Annotated in this window: 21 protein-coding genes; 4 read left to right on the top strand and 17 right to left on the bottom strand. The window is 71.3% G+C overall.

Going from position 1 to position 20,520, the window contains the following annotated elements:
* Positions 1-54 precede the first annotated feature (54 nt).
* Positions 55-2,580 (bottom strand): ATP-dependent Clp protease ATP-binding subunit, encoded by a 2,526-nt coding sequence (locus tag F6B42_RS03000; RefSeq protein WP_150418094.1) that lies wholly within the window; start codon positions 2,578-2,580, stop codon positions 55-57.
* Positions 2,581-2,754: 174 nt separating this feature from the next.
* Between F6B42_RS03000 and F6B42_RS02995 the strand changes: the two genes are divergently transcribed.
* The 4 genes from F6B42_RS02995 (at position 2,755) to F6B42_RS02980 (ending at position 5,623) form a co-directional block, all read left to right on the top strand.
* Positions 2,755-3,516, top strand: coding sequence for a hypothetical protein (locus F6B42_RS02995; RefSeq protein ID WP_150418093.1), 762 nt, complete (start codon positions 2,755-2,757; stop codon positions 3,514-3,516).
* A complete protein-coding gene (locus F6B42_RS02990; protein ID WP_150418092.1) occupies positions 3,516-4,130 on the top strand; it encodes a hypothetical protein in 615 nt (204 codons plus the stop codon). Before F6B42_RS02995 ends, F6B42_RS02990 begins: the two co-directional genes overlap by 1 nt.
* Positions 4,127-4,357: a helix-turn-helix domain-containing protein gene (locus tag F6B42_RS02985; RefSeq protein WP_120264106.1), complete on the top strand. Its 231-nt coding sequence runs from the start codon at positions 4,127-4,129 to the stop codon at positions 4,355-4,357. The genes F6B42_RS02990 and F6B42_RS02985 overlap by 4 nt, the downstream gene beginning before the upstream one ends.
* 210 nt (positions 4,358-4,567) lie before the next feature.
* On the top strand, positions 4,568-5,623 hold the full coding sequence (locus F6B42_RS02980; protein ID WP_150418091.1) for a hypothetical protein: 1,056 nt from the start codon (positions 4,568-4,570) through the stop codon (positions 5,621-5,623).
* Positions 5,624-5,777: 154 nt separating this feature from the next.
* Here F6B42_RS02980 and F6B42_RS02975 read toward each other — a convergent pair whose 3' ends face one another.
* The 16 genes from F6B42_RS02975 to hpt all read right to left on the bottom strand — a co-directional run bounded on the left by F6B42_RS02975 (position 5,778) and on the right by hpt (position 20,515).
* The gene (locus F6B42_RS02975; protein WP_150418090.1) at positions 5,778-6,524 is read right to left on the bottom strand and encodes a hypothetical protein; all 747 of its coding nucleotides are present in this window, start codon (positions 6,522-6,524) and stop codon (positions 5,778-5,780) included.
* An 89-nt stretch (positions 6,525-6,613) separates the two neighbouring features.
* Positions 6,614-8,083: a cardiolipin synthase gene (cls, locus tag F6B42_RS02970; RefSeq protein WP_150418642.1), complete on the bottom strand. Its 1,470-nt coding sequence runs from the start codon at positions 8,081-8,083 to the stop codon at positions 6,614-6,616.
* A 22-nt stretch (positions 8,084-8,105) separates the two neighbouring features.
* On the bottom strand, positions 8,106-8,297 hold the full coding sequence (locus F6B42_RS02965; RefSeq protein WP_150418089.1) for a hypothetical protein: 192 nt from the start codon (positions 8,295-8,297) through the stop codon (positions 8,106-8,108).
* Positions 8,298-8,301: 4 nt separating this feature from the next.
* Positions 8,302-9,474 (bottom strand): DUF4192 family protein, encoded by a 1,173-nt coding sequence (locus F6B42_RS02960; RefSeq protein ID WP_150418088.1) that lies wholly within the window; start codon positions 9,472-9,474, stop codon positions 8,302-8,304.
* 113 nt (positions 9,475-9,587) lie between these two features.
* Entirely contained in the window at positions 9,588-11,120 is a 1,533-nt protein-coding gene (gene lysS, locus F6B42_RS02955; protein ID WP_150418087.1) for a lysine--tRNA ligase, read from the bottom strand.
* Between the two features lie 184 nt (positions 11,121-11,304).
* Positions 11,305-11,943, bottom strand: a complete 639-nt coding sequence (locus F6B42_RS02950) for a formylglycine-generating enzyme family protein (protein WP_150418086.1) — start codon at positions 11,941-11,943, stop codon at positions 11,305-11,307.
* Between the two features lie 30 nt (positions 11,944-11,973).
* Positions 11,974-12,678 (bottom strand): DUF2520 domain-containing protein, encoded by a 705-nt coding sequence (locus tag F6B42_RS02945; protein WP_150418085.1) that lies wholly within the window; start codon positions 12,676-12,678, stop codon positions 11,974-11,976.
* On the bottom strand, positions 12,675-14,522 hold the full coding sequence (locus F6B42_RS02940) for a PH domain-containing protein (RefSeq protein ID WP_223878304.1): 1,848 nt from the start codon (positions 14,520-14,522) through the stop codon (positions 12,675-12,677). Before F6B42_RS02940 ends, F6B42_RS02945 begins: the two co-directional genes overlap by 4 nt.
* A complete protein-coding gene (locus tag F6B42_RS02935; protein ID WP_150418084.1) occupies positions 14,519-15,133 on the bottom strand; it encodes a PH domain-containing protein in 615 nt (204 codons plus the stop codon). Before F6B42_RS02935 ends, F6B42_RS02940 begins: the two co-directional genes overlap by 4 nt.
* Positions 15,081-15,569, bottom strand: a complete 489-nt coding sequence (locus F6B42_RS02930; RefSeq protein WP_150418083.1) for a DUF3180 family protein — start codon at positions 15,567-15,569, stop codon at positions 15,081-15,083. The genes F6B42_RS02935 and F6B42_RS02930 overlap by 53 nt, the downstream gene beginning before the upstream one ends.
* A complete protein-coding gene (gene folK, locus F6B42_RS02925) occupies positions 15,566-16,123 on the bottom strand; it encodes a 2-amino-4-hydroxy-6-hydroxymethyldihydropteridine diphosphokinase (RefSeq protein ID WP_150418082.1) in 558 nt (185 codons plus the stop codon). Before folK ends, F6B42_RS02930 begins: the two co-directional genes overlap by 4 nt.
* A complete protein-coding gene (folB, locus tag F6B42_RS02920; RefSeq protein WP_150418081.1) occupies positions 16,120-16,488 on the bottom strand; it encodes a dihydroneopterin aldolase in 369 nt (122 codons plus the stop codon). Before folB ends, folK begins: the two co-directional genes overlap by 4 nt.
* Complete coding sequence (gene folP, locus F6B42_RS02915) at positions 16,485-17,282, bottom strand: dihydropteroate synthase (protein ID WP_150418080.1); 798 nt, start codon at positions 17,280-17,282, stop codon at positions 16,485-16,487. The genes folB and folP overlap by 4 nt, the downstream gene beginning before the upstream one ends.
* Positions 17,279-17,869 (bottom strand): GTP cyclohydrolase I, encoded by a 591-nt coding sequence (gene folE, locus F6B42_RS02910; RefSeq protein ID WP_150418079.1) that lies wholly within the window; start codon positions 17,867-17,869, stop codon positions 17,279-17,281. Before folE ends, folP begins: the two co-directional genes overlap by 4 nt.
* A gap of 9 nt (positions 17,870-17,878) precedes the next feature.
* Positions 17,879-19,894, bottom strand: a complete 2,016-nt coding sequence (gene ftsH / locus F6B42_RS02905) for an ATP-dependent zinc metalloprotease FtsH (RefSeq protein WP_150418078.1) — start codon at positions 19,892-19,894, stop codon at positions 17,879-17,881.
* A 69-nt stretch (positions 19,895-19,963) separates the two neighbouring features.
* Complete coding sequence (hpt, locus tag F6B42_RS02900) at positions 19,964-20,515, bottom strand: hypoxanthine phosphoribosyltransferase (RefSeq protein ID WP_150418077.1); 552 nt, start codon at positions 20,513-20,515, stop codon at positions 19,964-19,966.
* Positions 20,516-20,520 lie beyond the last annotated feature (5 nt).

Genomic DNA, 20,520 nt, shown 5'->3' with positions numbered 1-20,520 from the left:
GCGGATGCCGCAGCATCCGCCCCTTCGTGTGAACCCGCGCTCGCGCGGCCCGGGTCAGTCGCCCGACGCGGCGATGTCGGGGGTCGCGGCGATCTCGCCCGCGGCTCCGACGCCGACCGAGACCTTGCCCTCGCGAGGTGCGGTCTCGAAGACGAACCGACCGCCCTCGGCGTCGACCTTCACGTGGTCGCCCGGGTTGAGCTCGCCGTGCAGGATCTTCTCGCTGAGCTGGTCCTCGACCTCGCGCTGCATCGCACGGCGCAGCGGCCGAGCGCCGAGCGTCGGGTCGAACCCGATCTCGATGAGGCGGTCCTTCGCGGCGTCGGACAGCTCGACCGTCATGTCGCGGTCGAGGAGACGGTCGCTCAGCCGCTTCGTGAACAGGCCCACGATCTGACGGAGCTCGGTCTTGTTCAGCTGCGGGAAGACGATGACGTCGTCGACGCGGTTGAGGAACTCGGGCTTGAAGTGGCGCTTGAGCTCCTCGTCGACCTTGCCCTTCATCCGCTCGTAGCTCGTCTGCGCGTTGCCCTCGACCTGGAAGCCCACGGGTCCGCCGGCGATCGCCGACGAACCGAGGTTCGTCGTCATGATGATCACGGTGTTCTTGAAGTCGATGACGCGGCCCTGACCATCGGTCAGACGTCCCTCTTCGAGGATCTGCAGCAGCGAGTTGAAGATGTCGGGGTGGGCCTTCTCGATCTCGTCGAAGAGCACGACCGAGAACGGCTTGCGACGCACCTTCTCGGTGAGCTGGCCGCCCTCTTCGAACCCGACGAATCCGGGAGGGGCACCGAACAGACGCGAAACCGTGTGCTTCTCGCCGAACTCCGACATGTCGAGCGAGATCAGCGCGCCCTCATCGTCGAAGAGGAACTCGGCGAGCGCTTTGGCGAGCTCGGTCTTTCCGACACCGGTCGGGCCCGCGAAGATGAACGAGCCCGAGGGGCGCTTGGGGTCCTTCAGACCGGCACGCTGACGACGGATCGTGCGCGAGAGCGCGGCGATCGCCTCTTCCTGTCCGACGACCCGCTGGTGCAGGGCCTTCTCCATGAAGACGAGACGGCTGGTCTCCTCCTCGGTCAGCTTGAACACCGGGATACCGGTGGCCTGCGCGAGAACCTCGGCGATCAGACCCTCGTCGACGACCGCGTGGGTCGCGACGTCGCCCGAACGCCACTGCTTCTCGAGACGCAGCCGCTCGGCGAGGAGAGACTTCTCCTCGTCGCGCAGCGACGCGGCCTTCTCGAAGTCCTGCTCCTCGCTCGCGCGCTCCTTGTCCTCGCGGACCTTCGCGATCTTCTCGTCGAACTCCCGCAGCTCGGGGGGCGACGACAGGATCGACAGGCGCAGGCGCGCGCCGGCCTCGTCGATCAGGTCGATGGCCTTGTCGGGCAGGAAGCGGTCGCTGACGTAGCGGTCGGCGAGGTTCGCCGCGGCGACGAGGGCGCCGTCGGTGATCTGCACCTTGTGGTGCGCCTCGTAGCGGTCGCGCAGGCCCTTCAGGATGTTGATCGCGTGAGGGATGCTGGGCTCGCCGACCTGGATCGGCTGGAACCGGCGCTCGAGCGCGGCATCCTTCTCGAAGTGCTTGCGGTACTCGTCGAGCGTCGTGGCGCCGATCGTCTGGAGCTCGCCGCGGGCGAGCAGCGGCTTGAGGATCGAGGCGGCGTCGATCGCGCCTTCGGCGGCACCGGCACCGACGAGCGAGTGGATCTCGTCGATGAAGACGATGATGTCGCCGCGGGTGCGGATCTCCTTCGTGACCTTCTTCAGACGCTCTTCGAAGTCACCGCGGTAGCGGGAACCGGCGATGAGCGAGCCGAGGTCGAGCGAGTAGACCTGCTTGTCCTTGAGCGTCTCGGGCACGTCGCCCTTGACGATGGCCTGGGCGAGGCCCTCGACGACGGCGGTCTTGCCGACGCCGGGCTCGCCGATCAGCACGGGGTTGTTCTTGGAGCGACGCGAGAGGATCTGCATGACCCGCTCGATCTCCTTCTCCCGGCCGATCACGGGGTCGAGCTTGTTGTCGCGCGCGGCCTGCGTGAGGTTGCGCCCGAACTGGTCGAGCACGGCCGAGCCGCCCTGCGGCGCCTGTGCCTGCTCGCCCGCACCGACGGTCGCGCCGGCGGGCTCCTTGCCCTGGTAGCCGCTGAGCAGCTGGATGACCTGCTGGCGGACCTTGTTCAGGTCGGCGCCGAGCTTGACGAGCACCTGAGCCGCGACTCCCTCGCCCTCACGGATGAGGCCGAGGAGGATGTGCTCGGTTCCGATGTAGTTGTGGCCGAGCTGGAGCGCTTCGCGCAGCGACAGCTCGAGGACCTTCTTCGCACGCGGCGTGAACGGGATGTGACCCGTCGGCTGCTGCTGCCCCTGGCCGATGATGTCCTGCACCTGCTCGCGCACGGCGTCGAGCGAGATGCCGAGGCTCTCGAGGGCCTTCGCGGCGACACCCTCGCCCTCGTGGATGAGGCCGAGGAGGATGTGCTCGGTCCCGATGTAGTTGTGGTTCAGCATCTTCGCCTCTTCTTGGGCGAGCACGACCACGCGACGGGCACGATCAGTGAATCTCTCGAACATCGTCAGCCTCCTTCGAGCGCCGCGAGTCCGGGCGCATACGAAAGAGAGTAACCAGGCGGGGATGCGGGTATGCCCGTGTTCGCCGTCGGCATAGCGTCCGGCGGGGTTGCGGTCGGCCGGACCGAAGCATAACGTTTGTCGATAACAACGACTATCGATATGGAGCGTTCTCGAATGCTGAGCCTCTGGACCATCGGCCCGATCGTGTGGATTGCTGCGGCCGCTCTCGTCGTGGCCATCGCACTCCTCGTCGCCGCCGCGGCCCGCGCCCGTCGCCGTGGCGACCCTTCTCCCGTCGTGAGCCTCGCGCTCACCCTGTCTGCCGCCTGGGCGGCATTCGGCCTGCTCGGGGCGGTCATCTCGGTGATTCAGAATCTCGCCGCAGACGCGCCGCGCATGAGCGTTCCGGTCGCGCCGTTCTGGCCCGACCTGCTCCCGGGCGTCACGATCGACGCGGGCCCGACGGCCGAGGTCGCCGGTGGCGGCTTCATGGTCGCCGAGGTCGACGTTGCGGGGATCAGCCCGCTCGCGCGCGGGCTCTGGACCGCCGGGCAGGCGTTGTGGACGCTCATTCCCACCGCGATCGCGGCGCTCATCGCCGTCGCGTGCTTCCAGCTGCTCGCCCGACGCGCCTTCGATCGCATCATCGTGCGCGTGACCATGGCGACCGCCGTCATCGTCGCCGCCGGCGGCACCGCCGCTCAGGTGCTCTCGGACCTCGCCGGCAGCATGGCATCGCAGGAACTGTTCGCCCGGGGAAGCGCGCAGTGGACCGAGATCCCCGGAATCGACGATCCGTTCGCGTGGTGGCCGGAAGCGACACTCAACGTCACTCTCCCGTTCTGGCCGATCGCTGCCGGACTGGGCCTCGCCGCGCTGGCCGCGGTGTTCCGGTACGGCTCTCGACTCGAACGAGACACGGAAGGACTGGTGTGATGACACTCACCCGCGGACCCCGCTCGGATGCCGCCGACGCGATCACGGTCCTCCTGCTCGGCACCGGCGCGGCGATCACCGTCGTCCTGACAGTCGTCGCGCGCTTCCTCGACGTCTTTCGAGAGGCGGGCGTCGCCTGGCGGATCGACATCGACGACGAACCGTTCTCCGCCTCCGTCGGGTCGGGCACGGGGTACGTCGACGGCATCGTGCAGAACGCCCTCGTCATCGCGCCCGAGGTCGACGGCGGCACCGCAGCCGCGCTCGCGGGCTCGATCGTGGTGTGGGGCATCACGTGCCTCGCCGTCATCGCCGCCGTGATGTACGTGGCACGCAGCTTCTTGCGCGGACGGTTCTTCGTCCCGGCGACCGCTCGCGCTTTCGACGTCATCGGGTGGGCGCTGGTCGGCGGAGGATTCGTCGTGCTCATCCTCGAGAACGTCGGGCGCAACGGCATCCTCACCGCTCTGGGCGTCGGCGAGGTGGAGCCGCTGCACTTCCTCGACTTCTGGCAATGGGCGCCGGTATGGGCGGTCGGTGTGACCATCGGCCTCATCGCGGTCGCATTCCGACGCGGCGTGCGCCTGCAGCGCGACACGGAAGGCCTGGTGTGAGCCCCGCAGACGAAGAAGGCCCGAGCGGCGTCCACTGCCGCCTCGATGAGCTGCTCGCCGAGCGCGGGATGACCCTCACCCGCCTGTCCGAGATGGTCGGCGTCTCAGTGGTGAACCTCTCGGTGTTGAAGAACGACCGAGCCCGCGCCATCCGCTACTCGACCCTCTCGGCGATCTGCCGCGCCCTGGACTGCGAGATCGGCGACCTCCTCGTCCGCGCGGACTGACCCCCGCGCCGCTCGCCTGCGCCGGCCGCCCGGCGCGGTCCTGGAACCGCGGCTGCAGGCGAACCGGCGGAGACAGGATGCCGCGGCGGGAAGCGTCCTGCCTCGGGGCGAACGCCTGTCCCGGCGCGCGCCATCGCCACGCCGACGCGCGCAAGGTCTGGACCGCGGCCGCCCCCTCCGGGTATGCAGGTCGCGGGCAGAGGAGGCGCGATGAGTCCGAGGCGAGCCGGAGCGACGCTGATCACGGCATCCGTCGTCGCGGGAGTCGCGGCGGCGGCGTTCCTCACGACATCGGGGTGGTGGGGCTTGGTCGCCGCCGTCGTTCTGAGCGCCTCGATGGCGGGCGTGGGACTCGGGGTCGCCTGCACGACCCGCACGACGTGGGGTGCGGAACCCGCGGCCGTCGAACCGGACGCCGCGGTCCGCATCCGGCGCTCACGCCGGACCGCCCTCGTCACCGGCTTCGTCGTCATCGTGAGCTCGCTCGGATCGCTGACGATGGTGGCGGTCGCGACCGTCGTCGGCGGCCTCGGTCCGGCGTCGGTCAGCCTGACGATCGTGACGGCTGCGGGGATCATCACCGGCGTGACCCTGATCCGGTTCGGGCGCTCGCGCAGCCTCCCGGACGGCGATACGGAACCCGCCCTCGGAGCGGACTCGTCCGACGATTCCGGCTGGCGACGGGTCAGCCGACGGGATCCCGTCACCATCGCGCTGTACAGCGCGCCCGTGCTCGTGCTCGTCGCGTACCTGCTCCTCCAGGTGGTTCGGCTGCCGGGCGAACTGGCGGGCGGGCGCGCGGTCGGGTTCGTCGTGAGCGCAGCCGTGGCGATGGGCGTGCTGGTCGGCGGCGCCGCCTGGGCATTCCGCAGGTACCCGGAGGTCTGGGTCGACGAGCGGCGCAGCCTCATCCGGATCCGGGACGACGAAATCGTCTGGGCCGACCTCGTATCGGCCCAGGTGTCCGCGATGCGCGTATGGCCGGGCTCACCGCGGACGGTCTTCCTCACCCTCGCGACCTCCGATGGACGACGGGTCCCGTTGCCGGTACGTCGACGCGACCGACTCGTCATGACACCCGACGAGCGCGAGCTCGTCGCGCGCGTCGTGCACGCGTCCTCGATCGAGGTGCCTCGAGCCCCGGAAGACCCCGAGGGCCGATTCTCCCGGTACAACTTCCCCACCCACGTCGGCCGTGAGGACGCGGCGCGGCTGATCGCGAAACCGCCACGCGCCGACGAGGACCTCCCGATCGCCTACGGCTGAGCCCAGCAGCATCCGAACGCGACCGCTCCACCTCGCAGCCCCCGGCTCGCGGCACGGTCGATGCAGGCGAACTACCGGAGACAGGATGCCGCGGCGTGAAGCGTCCTGCCCCGGGGCGATCGCCTGTCTCGGCGCCGGCTGGGCGCGACCCGGGTCAGGCGAGGATGGCGATGCGCTGCGGGTCGGCGCCCTGCGCCGGCGGCGAGAGGAGGACGAGCTCGGCGGGACGGGGGTCCGTCGCCTCGACCTGCAGCACGCTCAGCTGCGGGGCGTAATCGGCGGTGCACACCTGGTCGGCCGGCGGTTCGGCGATGCTGGCCTGCACCTCGGCGCCGGACACCTCGACCGACGCGAACACCGGCGGGCAGCTGGACGAGCCGTAGGTCAGCAGGACGATGCCGCCGTCGCCGAACCACCCGGCGCTGGCCGCGAAGTCCGCCTCGTCGCCCGTCGCGGGCGGCACGGCCTCCGCAAGCCCGTCGAGGTCGGTGTCGCCGCGATACGTCCCGCCGGTCACGGCGATCTCGACCTCCTGCGTCGCGTCGACCCCGGCGGGGAGCGCGACGTACGACGCCCGCGGGACGTAGTCCATCGTGCACATCCGGTCCTGCGGGTCGACGAGTTCGACCGTGACGGTCTGACCGGATGCCGTGACCTCCCCCACCGTCGGCAGGCACGTCGAGCTGCCCCACGTGACGAGCCCGAATCCCTGGCCGCCCGAGAGCCACGCGGCATCCAGCTCGCTGTCGTCCGCAGCACCGCCCTCCGACGGCGACGCGGTCGGCGACGACGGATCCGAGGGGACGGCGGCGCCGCCCCCGGGGGTCGTGGCGCAGCCGGCGAGGGCGAGGGCGGCGAACAGCGCGAGGGCGGATGCTGCGGCGATTCGTGTCGTGGGCATGAGTCGATCCTTCCGGTTCACCCCCACAGTGTCACGACCGCGGCTTCCGTCTCACCGGAGTTCCGCCGGGGTCGGCCGGAACCGGCGGATCACTGCAGAGCGGAGGTGAGCCGGGCGAGATTGTCGAGAACGGTCGAGCGGAGCGGCTGCTTCATCCACTGCTCGAGGGTCAGCTCGCGCGAGAGCGACCGGTACCGGTCCTCGACCTCGCGCATCTGCTCGATGAACTCCTCGCCGCGCACGAGCATCGAGATCTCGAGGTTCAGACCGAAGGAGCGCATGTCCATGTTGCTCGACCCGATGATCGCCACGTCGTCGTCGATCGTGAGGCTCTTGGTGTGGAGGATGTAGGGCCGCCGGTACATCCAGATCTTCACGCCGGCCCGCAGCAGCGCCTCGTAGTAGCTGCGCTGCGCGTGGTAGACCATCGCCTGGTCGCCCTCCTCCGACACGAACAGCTCGACCTGCAGGCCGCGCTGGCACGCGGTCTGCACCGCAAGCAGCAGGCCCTCGTCGGGTACGAAGTAGGGACTCACGATGATGACCCGGTGCTGAGCGGCGAAGAGCAGGGCGGTGAACAGCTTCAGATTGTTCTGGAACTCGAACCCCGGACCCGACGGGATGATCTGGCAGTCGAGGTCGCCCGGCCCCGGCGCGACGTCGAAGAGGCCGACGTCCTCCGTCAGCGCCTCCTCGGTCTCGCTGTACCAGTCCGAGAGGAACACCGCGTCGATGCTCGCCACCACGGGACCCTGGATGCGCACCATGAGGTCGACCCAGTGCAGCCCGCGCTTGATGTTCTTGCGCAGGTTGTAGGTCGAGTCGGTCATGTTCTGCGATCCGGTGAAGGCGATCTTGCCGTCGACGACGACGAGCTTGCGGTGGTTGCGCAGGTCGGGCCGCTGGTACTTGCCGCGCAGCGGCTGCACCGGCAGCATGTGGTGCCAGTCGGCGCCCATCGCCGTCAGCCGGTCGACCGTCGCCCGGTAGAACGGCTTGCCGCGATTGGCCCAGTAGTCCAGCAGCACGCGGACCGTGACGCCCCGCGCAGCGGCATCCTCGAGGGCGCGGAAGAAGACGTCGGTCGTCTTGTCGGACTGCAGGATGTAGAACTCGACGTGGACGTAGTTCTTCGCCGCGCGCACCTCCTCCGCCATCCGCCGGATGCTCTCCTCGTAGTCCGAGATGAGCTCCGCGGCGTTGTCGCCCGAGAGCGGCATCGCGCCGAGGTTGCGGTTGAGGGTGACGGCCGAGGTGAACCACTCGGGTGCGTCGGGCCGGAGCGTTCCGAAGTCGAGACCTTCGCTGGTCTCGCGGATGTACTGGTTGATCTGCCGCTGCATCCGTCGACGTTTGCGCGGCAGCCGAGGATTGCCGATGACCAGGAAGAGCACCACCCCGACGAACGGGATGAAGTAGATCGCCAGCAGCCAGGCCATCGCCGCGGTGGGGCGGCGGTTGCGCGGCACGACGATGATCGCCGCGATGCGGATGACGAGGTCGAGGACGAAGACGAGGTACAGCCACCACGTCGGGAGCTCGAAGGTCGGGAACTCCAGCGTCACGTGGTCACGCCGACGCTCAGGCGGTCGAACCGTCGGCGGCGCGGGCGTCGAGACCGCGCGCGGCGCGCTCCTCGGCCTCGATCTTGGCGTAGACACGCCGCTCGGTGCGGTCCATCCGGAGGATGCTGCGGAGCACGAAGACGAACAGGACCGAGACCACCAGGGTGGGCAGCAGCGCCCAGATGACCGCGCCCACGTATTCGTCCACGGGTCTATCGTACGGTGCGCCGGGCGCGGAACGCCCAGTCGGGCAGATGTCCGTTCTGCACGAAGGTCAGGATGATCTCGGCGAGACCGTGATCGGGGTCGATCTCGAGGGCGCGTCGCGCGTACCGGTCGGCGTGCGTCGAGCGCCCGAGCGCCCACGAGAGCCAGGCGCACAGCGCGAGCGGGCCGGGACGCTCGGCGCGGCCGGCGAGCGAGGCGAGGTGGCGCACGAGCTCGAGCGCGCGCTCGAGGCGCACCGGATCGGGTCTCTCGCCGTCGCCCCACACGACGGCAGCGAGGTGCTCGGGGTACGCCTCGCCGTCCTCCCAGCCCTGCTGCGCCACCAGGGCATCATCGCCGCCGTCGCGACCGAGGACCCATTGCACGAGCGCGATGTCGCGCAGCGACGGCCGGGCCAGGCACCAGATGAGCAGCGCGATCCGCAGCAGGTCGGGATCGGAGGAGTGCAGGTCGGCCGGAGCGACGCCGGGCAGGGCCAGATCGAGCGCGTTCTCGAAGAGCTCGGGCGGGTCGTCCAGCTCGAGCACCGTCGCGAGGGCCGTCGGCGCGATGCCCCCTCCGGAGAGGCTGAGGATGCCGCGGACCGCCTCCGCCGCGACGTTCACCGACTCGAGCGCCGCTGCGACGGCCCGGCGGTCGGGGCTGCTGTAGCCGGGCAGCCGCGACCCCGATGCCTGGTCGCCGCGCGGCGGTCGGCGCGCAGCCGCCCGGCGTGCGACCGCATCGCCGCGGCGCGCCGCGTCGATCTCGCGCAGCGGTCGGCCGCGCGCGGGCGTCTCGGGCCCCAGGTGCGACCCCCAGCCGTCACTCGCGACGGTGAGCAGGTCGACGACGCGGATCCCGCACGCCTCCGCGGCGAGGCGGATCTCTCGCAGCTGCGGTGCGCCCGGCAGCGCCGCAGCTGCCGATCGGGGTGAGTACGCGATGGCCGCGAGTCCCGTCGCATCGGGGATGCGGCAGACCATCCCGAGCACGGTGGACGCGCGGCTGCCGAGATCGCGATCCTCGTCCTCGGCCAGATCGACGCGCAGCGCGCCGAGGCTCGTCGACCCGGCGAAGGGGACGATGACGAGGCTGTCGGTCGGGGTGAAGCCGAGCATCAGCGGAACGAGGGACAGGAAGTGCGCGGCACCCGCGGCGGAAACGGTCGTGGTCATGGCGACCAGACTGGCCGGATCGCCGGCGCCACCCCCGGCGGCACGGACCGATTGTGGACGGCGCGGTGGGGCGTCCGGAGCGAGGAGGAGGCGACGCCGTCGCCCCACCCCGCCTACTTCACGAGCGGGAACAGGATGGTCTCGCGGATGCCGAGCCCGGTGATCGCCATGAGGAGGCGGTCGATGCCCATCCCCATACCGCCGGTGGGCGGCATCCCGTGCTCGAGGGCACGGAGGAACTCCTCGTCGACGCGCATGGCCTCGTCGTCGCCGCGCGCGGCGAGCTTCGCCTGCTCGACGAAGCGCTCGCGCTGGATGACGGGGTCGACGAGCTCGGAGTATCCGGTGGCCAGCTCGAAACCGCGGACGTAGAGGTCCCACTTCTCGACGACGCCCGGGATGCTGCGGTGCTCTCGCACGAGCGGGCTCGTGTCGACCGGGAAGTCCATCACGAACGTCGGCCGCTCGAGGCCGCCCTTGACGAAGTGCTCCCACAGCTCCTCGACGAGCTTGCCGTGCGTCGCCACCTTCTCGGGCACGACGACGCCCACCTCCGCGGCGAGCGCCTGAAGCTCGTCGAGCGGAGTCTCGGGCGTGATGGCCCGGCCGGCCGCATCCGACAGCGAGTCGTACATCGAGATGCGGTCCCACTGCCCGCCGAGGTCGAACTCCGTACCATCGGCCCACGTGACGGTGGTCGATCCTGCGACGGCGACCGCGGCGTTCTGGATCAGCTCCTGGGTCAGGTCGGCGATGCCGTTGTAGTCGCTGTACGACTGGTAGGCCTCGAGCATCGCGAACTCGGGACTGTGCGTCGAGTCGGCGCCTTCGTTCCGGAAGTTGCGGTTGATCTCGAAGACGCGATCGATGCCGCCGACGACCGCTCGCTTGAGGAACAGCTCGGGCGCGATGCGCAGGAACAGCTCGGTGTCGAACGCGTTCGAGTGCGTGACGAACGGCCGGGCCGCGGCGCCGCCGTGCTGCACCTGCAGCATGGGGGTCTCGACCTCGAGGAAGTCGTGCTCATCGAACGTGCGGCGTAGCGACGCGTTGACCTTCGCACGAGCGACGACCGTCTCGCGCGCGGTGTCGCGGACGATGAGGTCGAGGAAGCGCGAGCGGACGCGGCTCTCCTCGCTCAGCTCGGAGTGCAGGTTCGGCAGCGGGAGCAGGGCCTTGGCCGCGATCTGCCATCCCGACACCATGATCGACAGCTCGCCGCGGCGGCTCGAGATGACCTGACCGGTGACCGAGACGTGGTCGCCGAGATCGACGAGCTCCTTCCACGCCTGCAGCGACTCGTCGCCGACCTCGGCGAGTGAGACCATCGCCTGGATTCGGCTGCCGTCACCCGACTGCAGCGACGCGAAGCACAGCTTGCCCGTGTTGCGGCTGAACACCACCCGGCCGGCGACCGAGGCCATGTCGCCGGACTCGTCGCCCGCGGCCAGCTCGGCGTATCGGCGACGCAGGGCCGGGATCGTGTCGGTCACGGCGACCGTGACCGGGTAGGCGCCGCCCCCGGCATCCGTCCGCTCGGTGAGCAGGCGCTCGCGCTTGGCGAGACGCACGGCCTTCTGCTCGATGACGTCCTGCTCACCGGCGTCGGGGACGTCGGCGGTCGGGGGCACGGGCGCGTCGCTCATGACAGACAAACTCCTCGGGATTCGACTCGCCAGTCTACCGAGCGACCTGCGGCACCCGGATGATCAGCGGCGCCGGCCCCACCCGTCATCACCGAGCCCACCCCTCCCTGGCAGGGAAGGAGGGGTGGGCTCGGCACGATGGGGTGGGGTCGGCGCAGGCCCACGGGGGCGGGGCGGGGCGGGGTCAGTCTGCGGCGCCGCGCGCGACGCGCAGGCCGACGTCGTCGAACACCGCCCGCGGGGGTGCGCCGCGGCGCGTTCCGGCGCGCAGCGACCAGGCGTCATCGGCGAACCCGCCGCCGCGGAACACGCGGTCGGGCCGGTCGCCGGCGGGATCGAGCAGGTCCCAGCACCACTCCGAGACGTTGCCGAGCATGTCGAAGAGTCCGAAGAGGTTGGGATGCCTGCCGCCCACCGGCTGCGGCGACGAGACCCCGTCGGCGGCGCTCCACGCGATCTGGGCGAGCGGTCCGTAGTGCGCGGCTGTCGACCCGGCCCGGCACGCGTACTCCCACTCGACCTCGGTGGGCAGCCGGTATCCGTCGGAATCGCGGTGCCAGCGCACCTCGTCGCCGTCGACCGCGTACGCGGAGTCGAGACCCTCCCACTCCGAGAGCGCATTGCAGAATCGCACCGCGCGGAACCACGACAGCTCGACGGCCGGACGTCGCGGGGCGGACGCCGCGATGCCGAGCACTTCGCCGAGCTGCTCCTGCGTCACGGGATAGACGCCGATCTCGAACCCGGCGACCTCGATCGGGCGACGGGTTCCGGGCCCCCGCAGCTCGCCGGCCGGGATCTGCGCGAGCTCGACGTCGCTCACGCGGGCTCCCAGTTCACGATCGGATGCCGATCACAGCAGCTCCTCGTCGGGCTCCGAGCCGCGACCGGCCGCCACGAGCGCACGGTCGACGGTGGAGTGCACGAGCGCGGAGAGGAAGCGCCCCGGCGCCGGGACCTGTGCCTCCGAAAGGAGCGCCGCTGACTGCTGGACGATCGAGGACGCGAACTGGGTGGCCGTCGCGATCGCCTCGCCGTAGGCGGCCCGGTCGGCGTCGGCGACGACGACCGGCTCGCAGCCCAGCTCGACCGCGAGCGCCTGCGCGATCGGCAGCACCGCGGCCGGAGCCGTCACGGCCGCGTACGCCCCGACCAGCTGGCGGAGGTCGAGGGTCGAGCCGGTGAAGGCGATGGCGGGGTGGACGGCCAGCGGGATCGCGCCGCGCGCCGCCGCGGGGGCGAGCACATCGAGGCCGGCGGCGGGGTCGGTGTGCAGCACGAGCTGCCCCACCTGCCAGGCGCCGACGTCCGCGAGGCCGGCGACGAGCCGCGGCAGTTCGTCGTGCGGCACGGCGATGACGACCAGCTCGCTGCGGCGCACGACCTCGTCGGCGTCGAGCACGGGGACGCCCGGGAGCATGACCTCCACGCGGTCGCGATCGGACCCGGGAGTGATGCCGGTGAGCGCGTGTCCCGCGCCGGCCAGAGCCGCGGCCAGCACCGGCCCGACGCGCCCGGCGCCGATGACGCCCACACCGAGGCGGGATGCGGCCGTCACGACCGGTCCTCGGCCGTGCCGTCGGCCGCCGGGTCGAGAGCGGCGCCCGCGGTGGCGGCGTTCTCTCGCGCCTCGGCACGCGTCCGCGGCACGTACGGCGGGGGCGGCGTCACGGGCGCGCCGGGGGCGCCGAGCGCACCGGGCACGTAGGGGGGCGGAGGCGGTGGCGTGCCGACGGCCCCGGAACCCGGAAGGTACGGCGGCGGAGGCGGCGGCGCGATCGATGCCTCGGCGCTCGACGAAGCCTGCTCGTCCTCCGCCCACCGGTGCGAGTGATCGGTCGCGGCCGCCGACACGGCGACCTCGCTCACGCGCTCGAACGCCGTCAGCACGTCGCGCCGGTCGAGAGCCCCGACGTACGGGATGACGGGGCCGGCGACCGTGTGGGCGCGCAGGCGCGCGATCCCCAGCGCGCGGGCGATGGGCCCCTGGTGGATGCCGACGCTCTGCAGGCGGGCGAGGGGAACCACCGCCAGTCGGCGCCAGACCATGCCCACGCGGAGCAGCAGCATCCCGTCGGCGACGGCGTAGCCGTTGCGGCGCCACGAGAGCGGGCGCAGGATGCGCGCTCGCTGCGGCGTCGTGACGTACGGGTCGCCCGCGACGGGACCGAGGAGCCCCTCGGCGACGAAGGCGGCTCGCGCCTGCTCCGGCACCGTCGGCAGGAGCAGTCCGAGCACGCGCTCGACGTCCGCGCGCGTGCCGACCGGGAGCACGGTCGTGAACTGATCGGTCGTCGTGTCGGTCGCGCTCCGCCCGCTCAGCCGGTTGATCCGCACGGTCCACCAGCCGAACGCGCGCCAGAAGATCGGCTGCGAGATCTCGATCGCGTGGACGCGCCCCGGCGGAAGGATCTCCGACACGGTCGTGAACAGACCGAACGTGATGCGGACGCCGTCGCGCGTCGGGGCGATCGAATACCGCAGCGACCGCACGATCGTGCGGATCCAGTACGCACCGAGACCGAGGAGCGCCGGCACATAGGCGAAGAAGACCCAGAACACGCTGTTGGCGGCCGCGACCGCCAACGCGACCGCACCGGCGAGGATGATCACGGTGCCCCAACCGGCCACCTGCGAGGCGATCAGCCGGCCCGGCGGGATCCTCACGACCGACGCGGGCTCGGCGGCATCCGCATCGTCGCCGTCGATCATGCCGGTCAGGCCGCGACTGACGGTGCCCGCGATCGCCGACCGGGCGTCGCCGCGAGCGCCCTCGGCCCGCCCCTCCGCCGCGAGGCGTCGCCCCGAGGCGAGGCGCAGGATGTCGGCGCGGATGGTCTCGGCGTTGCCGGTGGAGAGGTACTCGAGCTTGACGTTGGCGTCGGCGCCCGCGCCGATGATCTCAAGCTTGGCCGCGCCCAGCAGGCGCGCGATCGCGGGACGGGTGAGGTTGACGCCCTGCACCCGGTCGAGCGGCGCGCGGCGCTGGGTCCGCGAGAGGATGCCGCTTCGCACCTCGACGTCGTCGTCGGTGATGCGGAAGGTGTGGAACCGCCAGGACAGATAGAAGCCGCCGATGATGACCGCGAGGCCCACCACGACGACGCCGAGCGCGACCAGCACGAGGTTGTTGGCGAGCACGAAGTCGACCGGATCGCCCGAGCTCTCGAAGTCCTGCCACCGGTCGACCGGCGCATCGGGGGCGAACACCGGCACGAAGATCGCGATCAGGCGGTCGCGGAAGTTCGCGACCACGATGCCCAGCACGACGAGCAGCGCGAGCCCGCCGCGCAGGAGCGGGGTGAGCGGATGCAGCCGGTGCCACTCGCCGTCCGACAGGGGCGAGCGGACGAGATCGGCCGGAGGCGCCTCGGGAGCGCCCGCGGGCCGGGGGTCGGTCACAGGCCGGTCCGCCGCGACTCGGCGACCGACATGAGGTGGTCGCGCAGCGCTTCGGCGGCTTGCTGTGTCAATCCGGGGATCGTGACGCCCGTGGCTGCGGCGGCGGTGACGAACTTGAGCTGGGCGATGCCGAACCCGCGGTCCAGCGGTCCGTGCGTGATGTCGACGAGCTGCATCCGGCCGTAGGGGACGGCGACCATGCGCTGCCACAGGATGCCGCGGCGGAAGACGAGGTCGTCCTCCCGCAGCTGGTATCCGATGGAGCGCACCTGGCGCGGCAGCACGGCCATCGTGGCGAGCAGCAGCACGGCGACCACGACTCCGGGGATGAACGCCCACGGCTGGTCCAGCCACAGCACGAAGGCGACCACCGCCGCCAGGATCACGACGAGCCAGAAGCCGTTCCCGATGAGCTGCACGATGAGGTACTTGCGCGAGATCTGATGCCAGATGCCCCGCTCGAGCTCGAGGCGGTTCGCGCTCCGCGGCTCGATGAGCCGGTCGTACGCGCCGTCGTCGAGCACCCGTCCCGGACCGGCTTCGCCGGCGGCTGCGGGCTCAGTGGTGGGAGGGAGTGGCGTCGGGCTCGGGTGGTCCGGGCTGGTCGTCATCGTCGTCCTTCCGAATCGTGCAGAGCTGTTCTGCGACGATGCCGGCCACGACCAGGACCACTGCCCCGACGACCGCGGCGATCACCGCACCAGTCGAGCCTAGTGACGGCGGCACCGGACGTGTGAGGAGGAACAGGAGGAGACCGAGGCCCATGCCGCCGGTGAAGGCTCCGACGAGGCTCGAGGCCTGCGCGAGCATCGCGATACGGAGGGCCCGGAACGGGTCGACGCGCACGGCTCCCCCGCGCACCGCACGGCGGATCGGGAGCGCCGCCGCCACGACAGCGGCACCGAGCATCACGTACAGGACCGGCAGCATGATCGACGGCGTGAAGGTCGGGCGGCCCGACCCCGTCAGCGCCTGGTCGAGGACGAAGCCGGCGCCGACGCCGATCGCGACCGTCGCGGCGAGGACGGCGGGTGACGTGCGCCTCACGCGGCACCTCCTCCGCCGCCGTCGCGCAGCCGCTCCAGGAGCGCGGCGACCGAGCCGTGTCCGGGTAGTTCGGCGACCGGGTCGACGGCGAGCCAGGGCTCGAGGACGAAGTCGCGCTCGGCGGCCCGCGGGTGCGGAAGCGCGAGGGCGGCCGAGTCCACGACGGTGTCGCCGTGGACGATGAGGTCGAGATCCAGGGTGCGATCCGCCCACCGCCGCACCTGCGCGCCGCGCGCGCGGCCGTGGCGCTCCTCGATCGCGTGCAGGTAGCCGAGCAGCACGGTCGGCGCGAGGCGGGTGTCGACGAGCGCGACCGTGTTCAGGTAGGCGGGCGCCGCGGCATCCGGCCCGTCGAGGGTCAGCGCGACCGTCTCGATGGGGTCGGCGGCGGCGACGAGGGTCGTCAGCGGCAGCGCGTCGAGCGCGGCGAGCGCGGCCCGGATCGCCTGCGCGCGGTCGCCGAGGTTCGCTCCGAGCGCGATGACGGCGCGGACGGCGGGAACGGATCCCGCGGGCGTCGCCCCCGGGCTCTCCTGCGCGAGACGGCGGCTCATCGTCCGGCCCGCCGTCGCTCGATCGTGACGCTGACGTCGCCGAACGGCACGGCGATCGGGGCCTGCGGCTTGTGCACCGTCACGGTGACCGCGTCGACGAGCCCGAACCCGAGGGCCGCCTCGGCGATGCGGGTCGCAAGCGTCTCGAGGAGGTCGACCGGGTCGCCCGCGACGATCTCCACGACGCGCTCGGCGAGCTCGCCGTAGTGGACGGTGTCGGCGACGTCGTCGCTGGCCGCCGCCGCGGCGAGCGACAGCTCGAGGTCGAGATCGACGACGAAGTCCTGGCCGTGCTGACGCTCGGCGTCGTAGACGCCGTGGAAGCCGCGCGCACGAACGCCGGTGAGACGGATGCGGTCGGTCATGACTCCCCCCGCCAGTGCCGGCGCACCGCGAGCGCGTCGCGCGTCGCCGCGACGTCGTGGACGCGCACGCCCCACGCCCCGGCCTCGGCGGCGAGGACGCTCGTGACGGCGGTCGCAGCATCCCGTCGCTCCTGGGCGGGGTCTTCGCCGAGGGCGTCGCGAAGGAAGCCCTTGCGGCTCGTGCCGACCAGCACCGGGCGCCCGACTGCGACGAGCCGGTCGAGGTGGCGGAGCAGCTGCCAGTTCTGCGCCGCCAGCTTGCCGAAGCCGATGCCCGGGTCGAGCACGATCCTCGAGGGGTCGATGCCCGCATGCGCGGCGGCGCCCACGCGCTCCTCGAGCTCGCGGAGCACGTCGACGACCGGGTCGTCGTAGCGCGCACCGGCGTACATGTCGGCCGAGTGCCCCCGCCAGTGCCCGATGACGAGGTCGGCTCCGGACGCGGCTACGGCCGCGAGCATGTCGCCGTCGGCGAGACCGCCCGAGACGTCGTTGACGATCGTCGCGCCCGCGGCCACGGCGGCCACGGCGGTCGCCGCGTTCATCGTGTCGATGCTCACCGCGACCCCGGTCGCGGCGAGCGCTTCGACGACGGGGAGAACCCGCGCGCGCTCCACCTCACCGGGGACGCGCGTGGCGCCGGGGCGCGTCGATTCGCCGCCGACGTCGACGATCCCGGCGCCGGCGTCGCGCAGCGCGAGTCCGTGCGCGAGGGCGGCCTCGGCATCGAGATAGGAGCCGCCGTCGCTGAACGAGTCGGCGGTGATGTTGAGGATCCCCATGATGACGGTCATGCGCCGCCTCCCGCGATCAGGGCGATGAGCTCGGCCCGAGCGACGGGGTCGGCGTAGACGCCCCGCGCGGCGACGGTGAGGGTCGTGGCATCCGTCTGCCGACCGCCGCGCATCGTGACGCACTCGTGCGCCGCGTCGAGCACGACGAGCACACCGCGCGCGTCGAGCGCCGCGTCGATCGTGTCGGCGATCTGCTCTCCCAGGCGCTCCTGCACCTGGGGTCGCGCGGCGAGCACGTCGACGACGCGCGGCAGGGCGCCGAGCCCCACGACCTGCTCGCCGGGCAGGTAGGCGATGTGCGCGTGCCCCGCGAAGGGCAGGAGATGGTGCTCGCAGAACGATCGGAACCGGATGCCGCGCACCATCACCGCGCCCGAGGGCAGCGTGTCGGGGGCGGGCCCGCGCGCGACCGAGATCGTGTGCGCGAGCGGCTCGGCGGCATCCGCCCCGACGCCCGAGAAGAACTCGGCGTAGGCGTCCGCGACCCGCTGCGGGGTCTGCTTCAGGCCCGGGCGGTCGGGGTCCTCCCCGATCGCCTCGAGCAGGTCCCGCACGAGGGCGGCGACGCGTTCCCGGTCGACGGCCACGCGGCGAGCCTACGCGGTCGCGGGTCGCGCCTGCCCGGAGGGGCGACGCTGCGGCGAGCGCTCGGCGGCGGCCTCGGCCTCGGTCTCGGCGACGGCGGATGCGGCCAGACCGGCCTCCTCGCGACGCTTCGGGACGTCGATCGGGGGCAGGCTCGAGACGGGGCGGTCGTCGCTCGAGAGCCACTGCGGGCGCGGCGGGAGCTTCTTGATGTCCGCGAAGATCTCGGCGAGCTGCAGGTGGTCGAGCGTCTCCTCCTCGAGGAGGGCGAGCGCCAGCTTGTCGAGGACGTCGCGGTTGGCGTTGATGACCTCGTACGCCTCGTTGTGGGCCTGCTCGATGAGAAGGCGCACCTCGGCGTCGACGCGCTCCGCGATGCGCTCGGAGAAGTCGCGGCCGTGACCCATGTCGCGGCCCATGAACACCTCGCCCGACGAGGAACCGAGCTTGACGGGGCCGACCTCGGTGGTCATGCCGTACTCGGTGACCATCTTGCGGGCGATGCCCGTGGCCTTCTCGATGTCGTTCGATGCCCCCGTGGTGGGGTCGTGGAACACGACCTCCTCGGCGACGCGTCCGCCCATCGCGTAGGTGAGCTGGTCCTGCAGCTCGTTGCGCGTGACGGAGTACTTGTCTTCGAGCGGCAGCACCATCGTGTAGCCGAGCGCCTTGCCGCGCGGGAGGATCGTGACCTTCGTCACCGGATCGGAGTGGTTCATCGCCGCGGCGGCGAGGGCGTGGCCGCCCTCGTGGTACGCCGTGATGAGCTTCTCCTTGTCCTTCATGACGCGCGTGCGCCGCTGCGGACCGGCGATGACGCGGTCGATCGCCTCGTCGAGGGCGCGCATGTCGATGAGCTGCGCATCGGAGCGCGCCGTCAGCAGCGCCGCCTCGTTCAGGACGTTGGCGAGATCGGCACCGGTGAAGCCGGGGGTCTTGCGGGCGATGACGGCGAGGTCGACCGAGGGCGAGAGCGGCTTGCCGCGGCCGTGGACCTCGAGGATCTTCTGGCGCCCCTTGAGGTCGGGGGCGTCGACGCCGATCTGACGGTCGAAGCGGCCCGGACGCAGGAGCGCGGGGTCGAGGATGTCGGGGCGGTTCGTCGCGGCGATCACGAGCACCGAGACCTTCGGGTCGAACCCGTCCATCTCGACGAGCATCTGGTTCAGCGTCTGCTCGCGCTCGTCGTGCCCGCCGCCCATGCCGGCGCCGCGGTGGCGTCCGACGGCGTCGATCTCGTCGATGAAGATGATGGCGGGCGCGTTCTCCTTCGCCTCCTTGAAGAGGTCGCGGACGCGGCTCGCGCCGACGCCGACGAACATCTCGACGAAGTCCGAGCCCGAGATCGAGTAGAACGGCACGCCCGCCTCGCCGGCGACGGCGCGCGCGAGCAGCGTCTTTCCGGTTCCCGGGGGACCGTACAGCAGCACGCCCTTCGGGATGCGGGCGCCGACGGCCTGGAACTTCGAGGGGTCCTTCAGGAAGTCCTTGATCTCCTGCATCTCTTCGATCGCCTCGTCGGAGCCGGCGACGTCGGTGAAGGTGACGGTGGGCGTCTCCTTCGTGACGAGCTTGGCGCGCGACTTGCCGAACTGCATGACCTTGCTGCCGCCGCCCTGGGCGCTCGACATGAGGAACCAGAACAGCAGGCCCAGCAGCACGAGGGGCAGCAGGAGCGAGAGGAAGCCGTCGAACCACGACGGCCGCGGCACGAGGTCGTTGAACCCGTCCGACGGGTTCGCGGCGTCGATGGCCGAGACGACCTCGTCGGCGCGCGCGGAGGTGTAGTAGAACTGCACCTGATTCGAGCCCTCGAAGGGCTGCGCGAGCGTCAAGTCGACGCGCTGGTCGCCATCGGTGGTCTGCACCTCGGTGACCGTGTCGCCGCGGAGCAGCTCGAATCCCTGCTGGGTGGTGATCTGCTTCGCGCCCGTCAGGCTGGAGATCAGCATGAAGCCGATCAGCAGGAGCGCGCCGATGAGGAGCACGTACACCAGCGGGTTGCGCGTGACTTTCTTGACGTCCATGGTGCGATCAGGCTACCCCGCGCGGACTATGGGGGGTCTGTGCGTTCGTTTTGGGCGTACCGGGATGGATCAGCTGTAGACGTGCGGGGCGAGGATCGCGACGTCGCGGAGGTTGCGGTACTTCTCGGCGTAGTCGAGGCCGTAGCCGACGACGAAGTCGTTCGGGATGTCGAAGCCGACGTAGCGGCAGTCGATCTCGACCTTCGCGGCCTCGGGCTTGCGCAGGAGCGCGAGCACCTCGAGCGACTCGGCGCCGCGCGACTGGAAGTTCTCGAGGAGCCAGCTGAGGGTCAGACCCGAGTCGATGATGTCCTCGACGATCAGCACGTGCTTGCCGTGCAGGTCGGCGTCGAGGTCCTTGCGGATCTGCACGACGCCGCTCGATTTGGTGCTGGCCCCGTACGAGGAGACGGCCATCCAGTCCATCGTGATGTCGCGCTTGAGGGCGCGGGCGAAGTCCGCCATCACCATGACCGCGCCCTTCAGGACGCCGACGAGGATCAGCTCCTTGCCCGCGTAGTCGGCCTCGACCCGCTCGGCGAGCTCGACGAGCTTCGCCTGGATCTGCTCCTCCGTGACGAGGACGTCGGTCAGCTGGTCGGCGATCTCGGCGGCACGCATGCGAC

The organism is Microbacterium radiodurans, from assembly GCF_008710705.1.
Lineage (GTDB): Bacteria > Actinomycetota > Actinomycetes > Actinomycetales > Microbacteriaceae > Microbacterium > Microbacterium radiodurans.
This window is presented reverse-complemented; position numbering and strand designations above follow the sequence as displayed.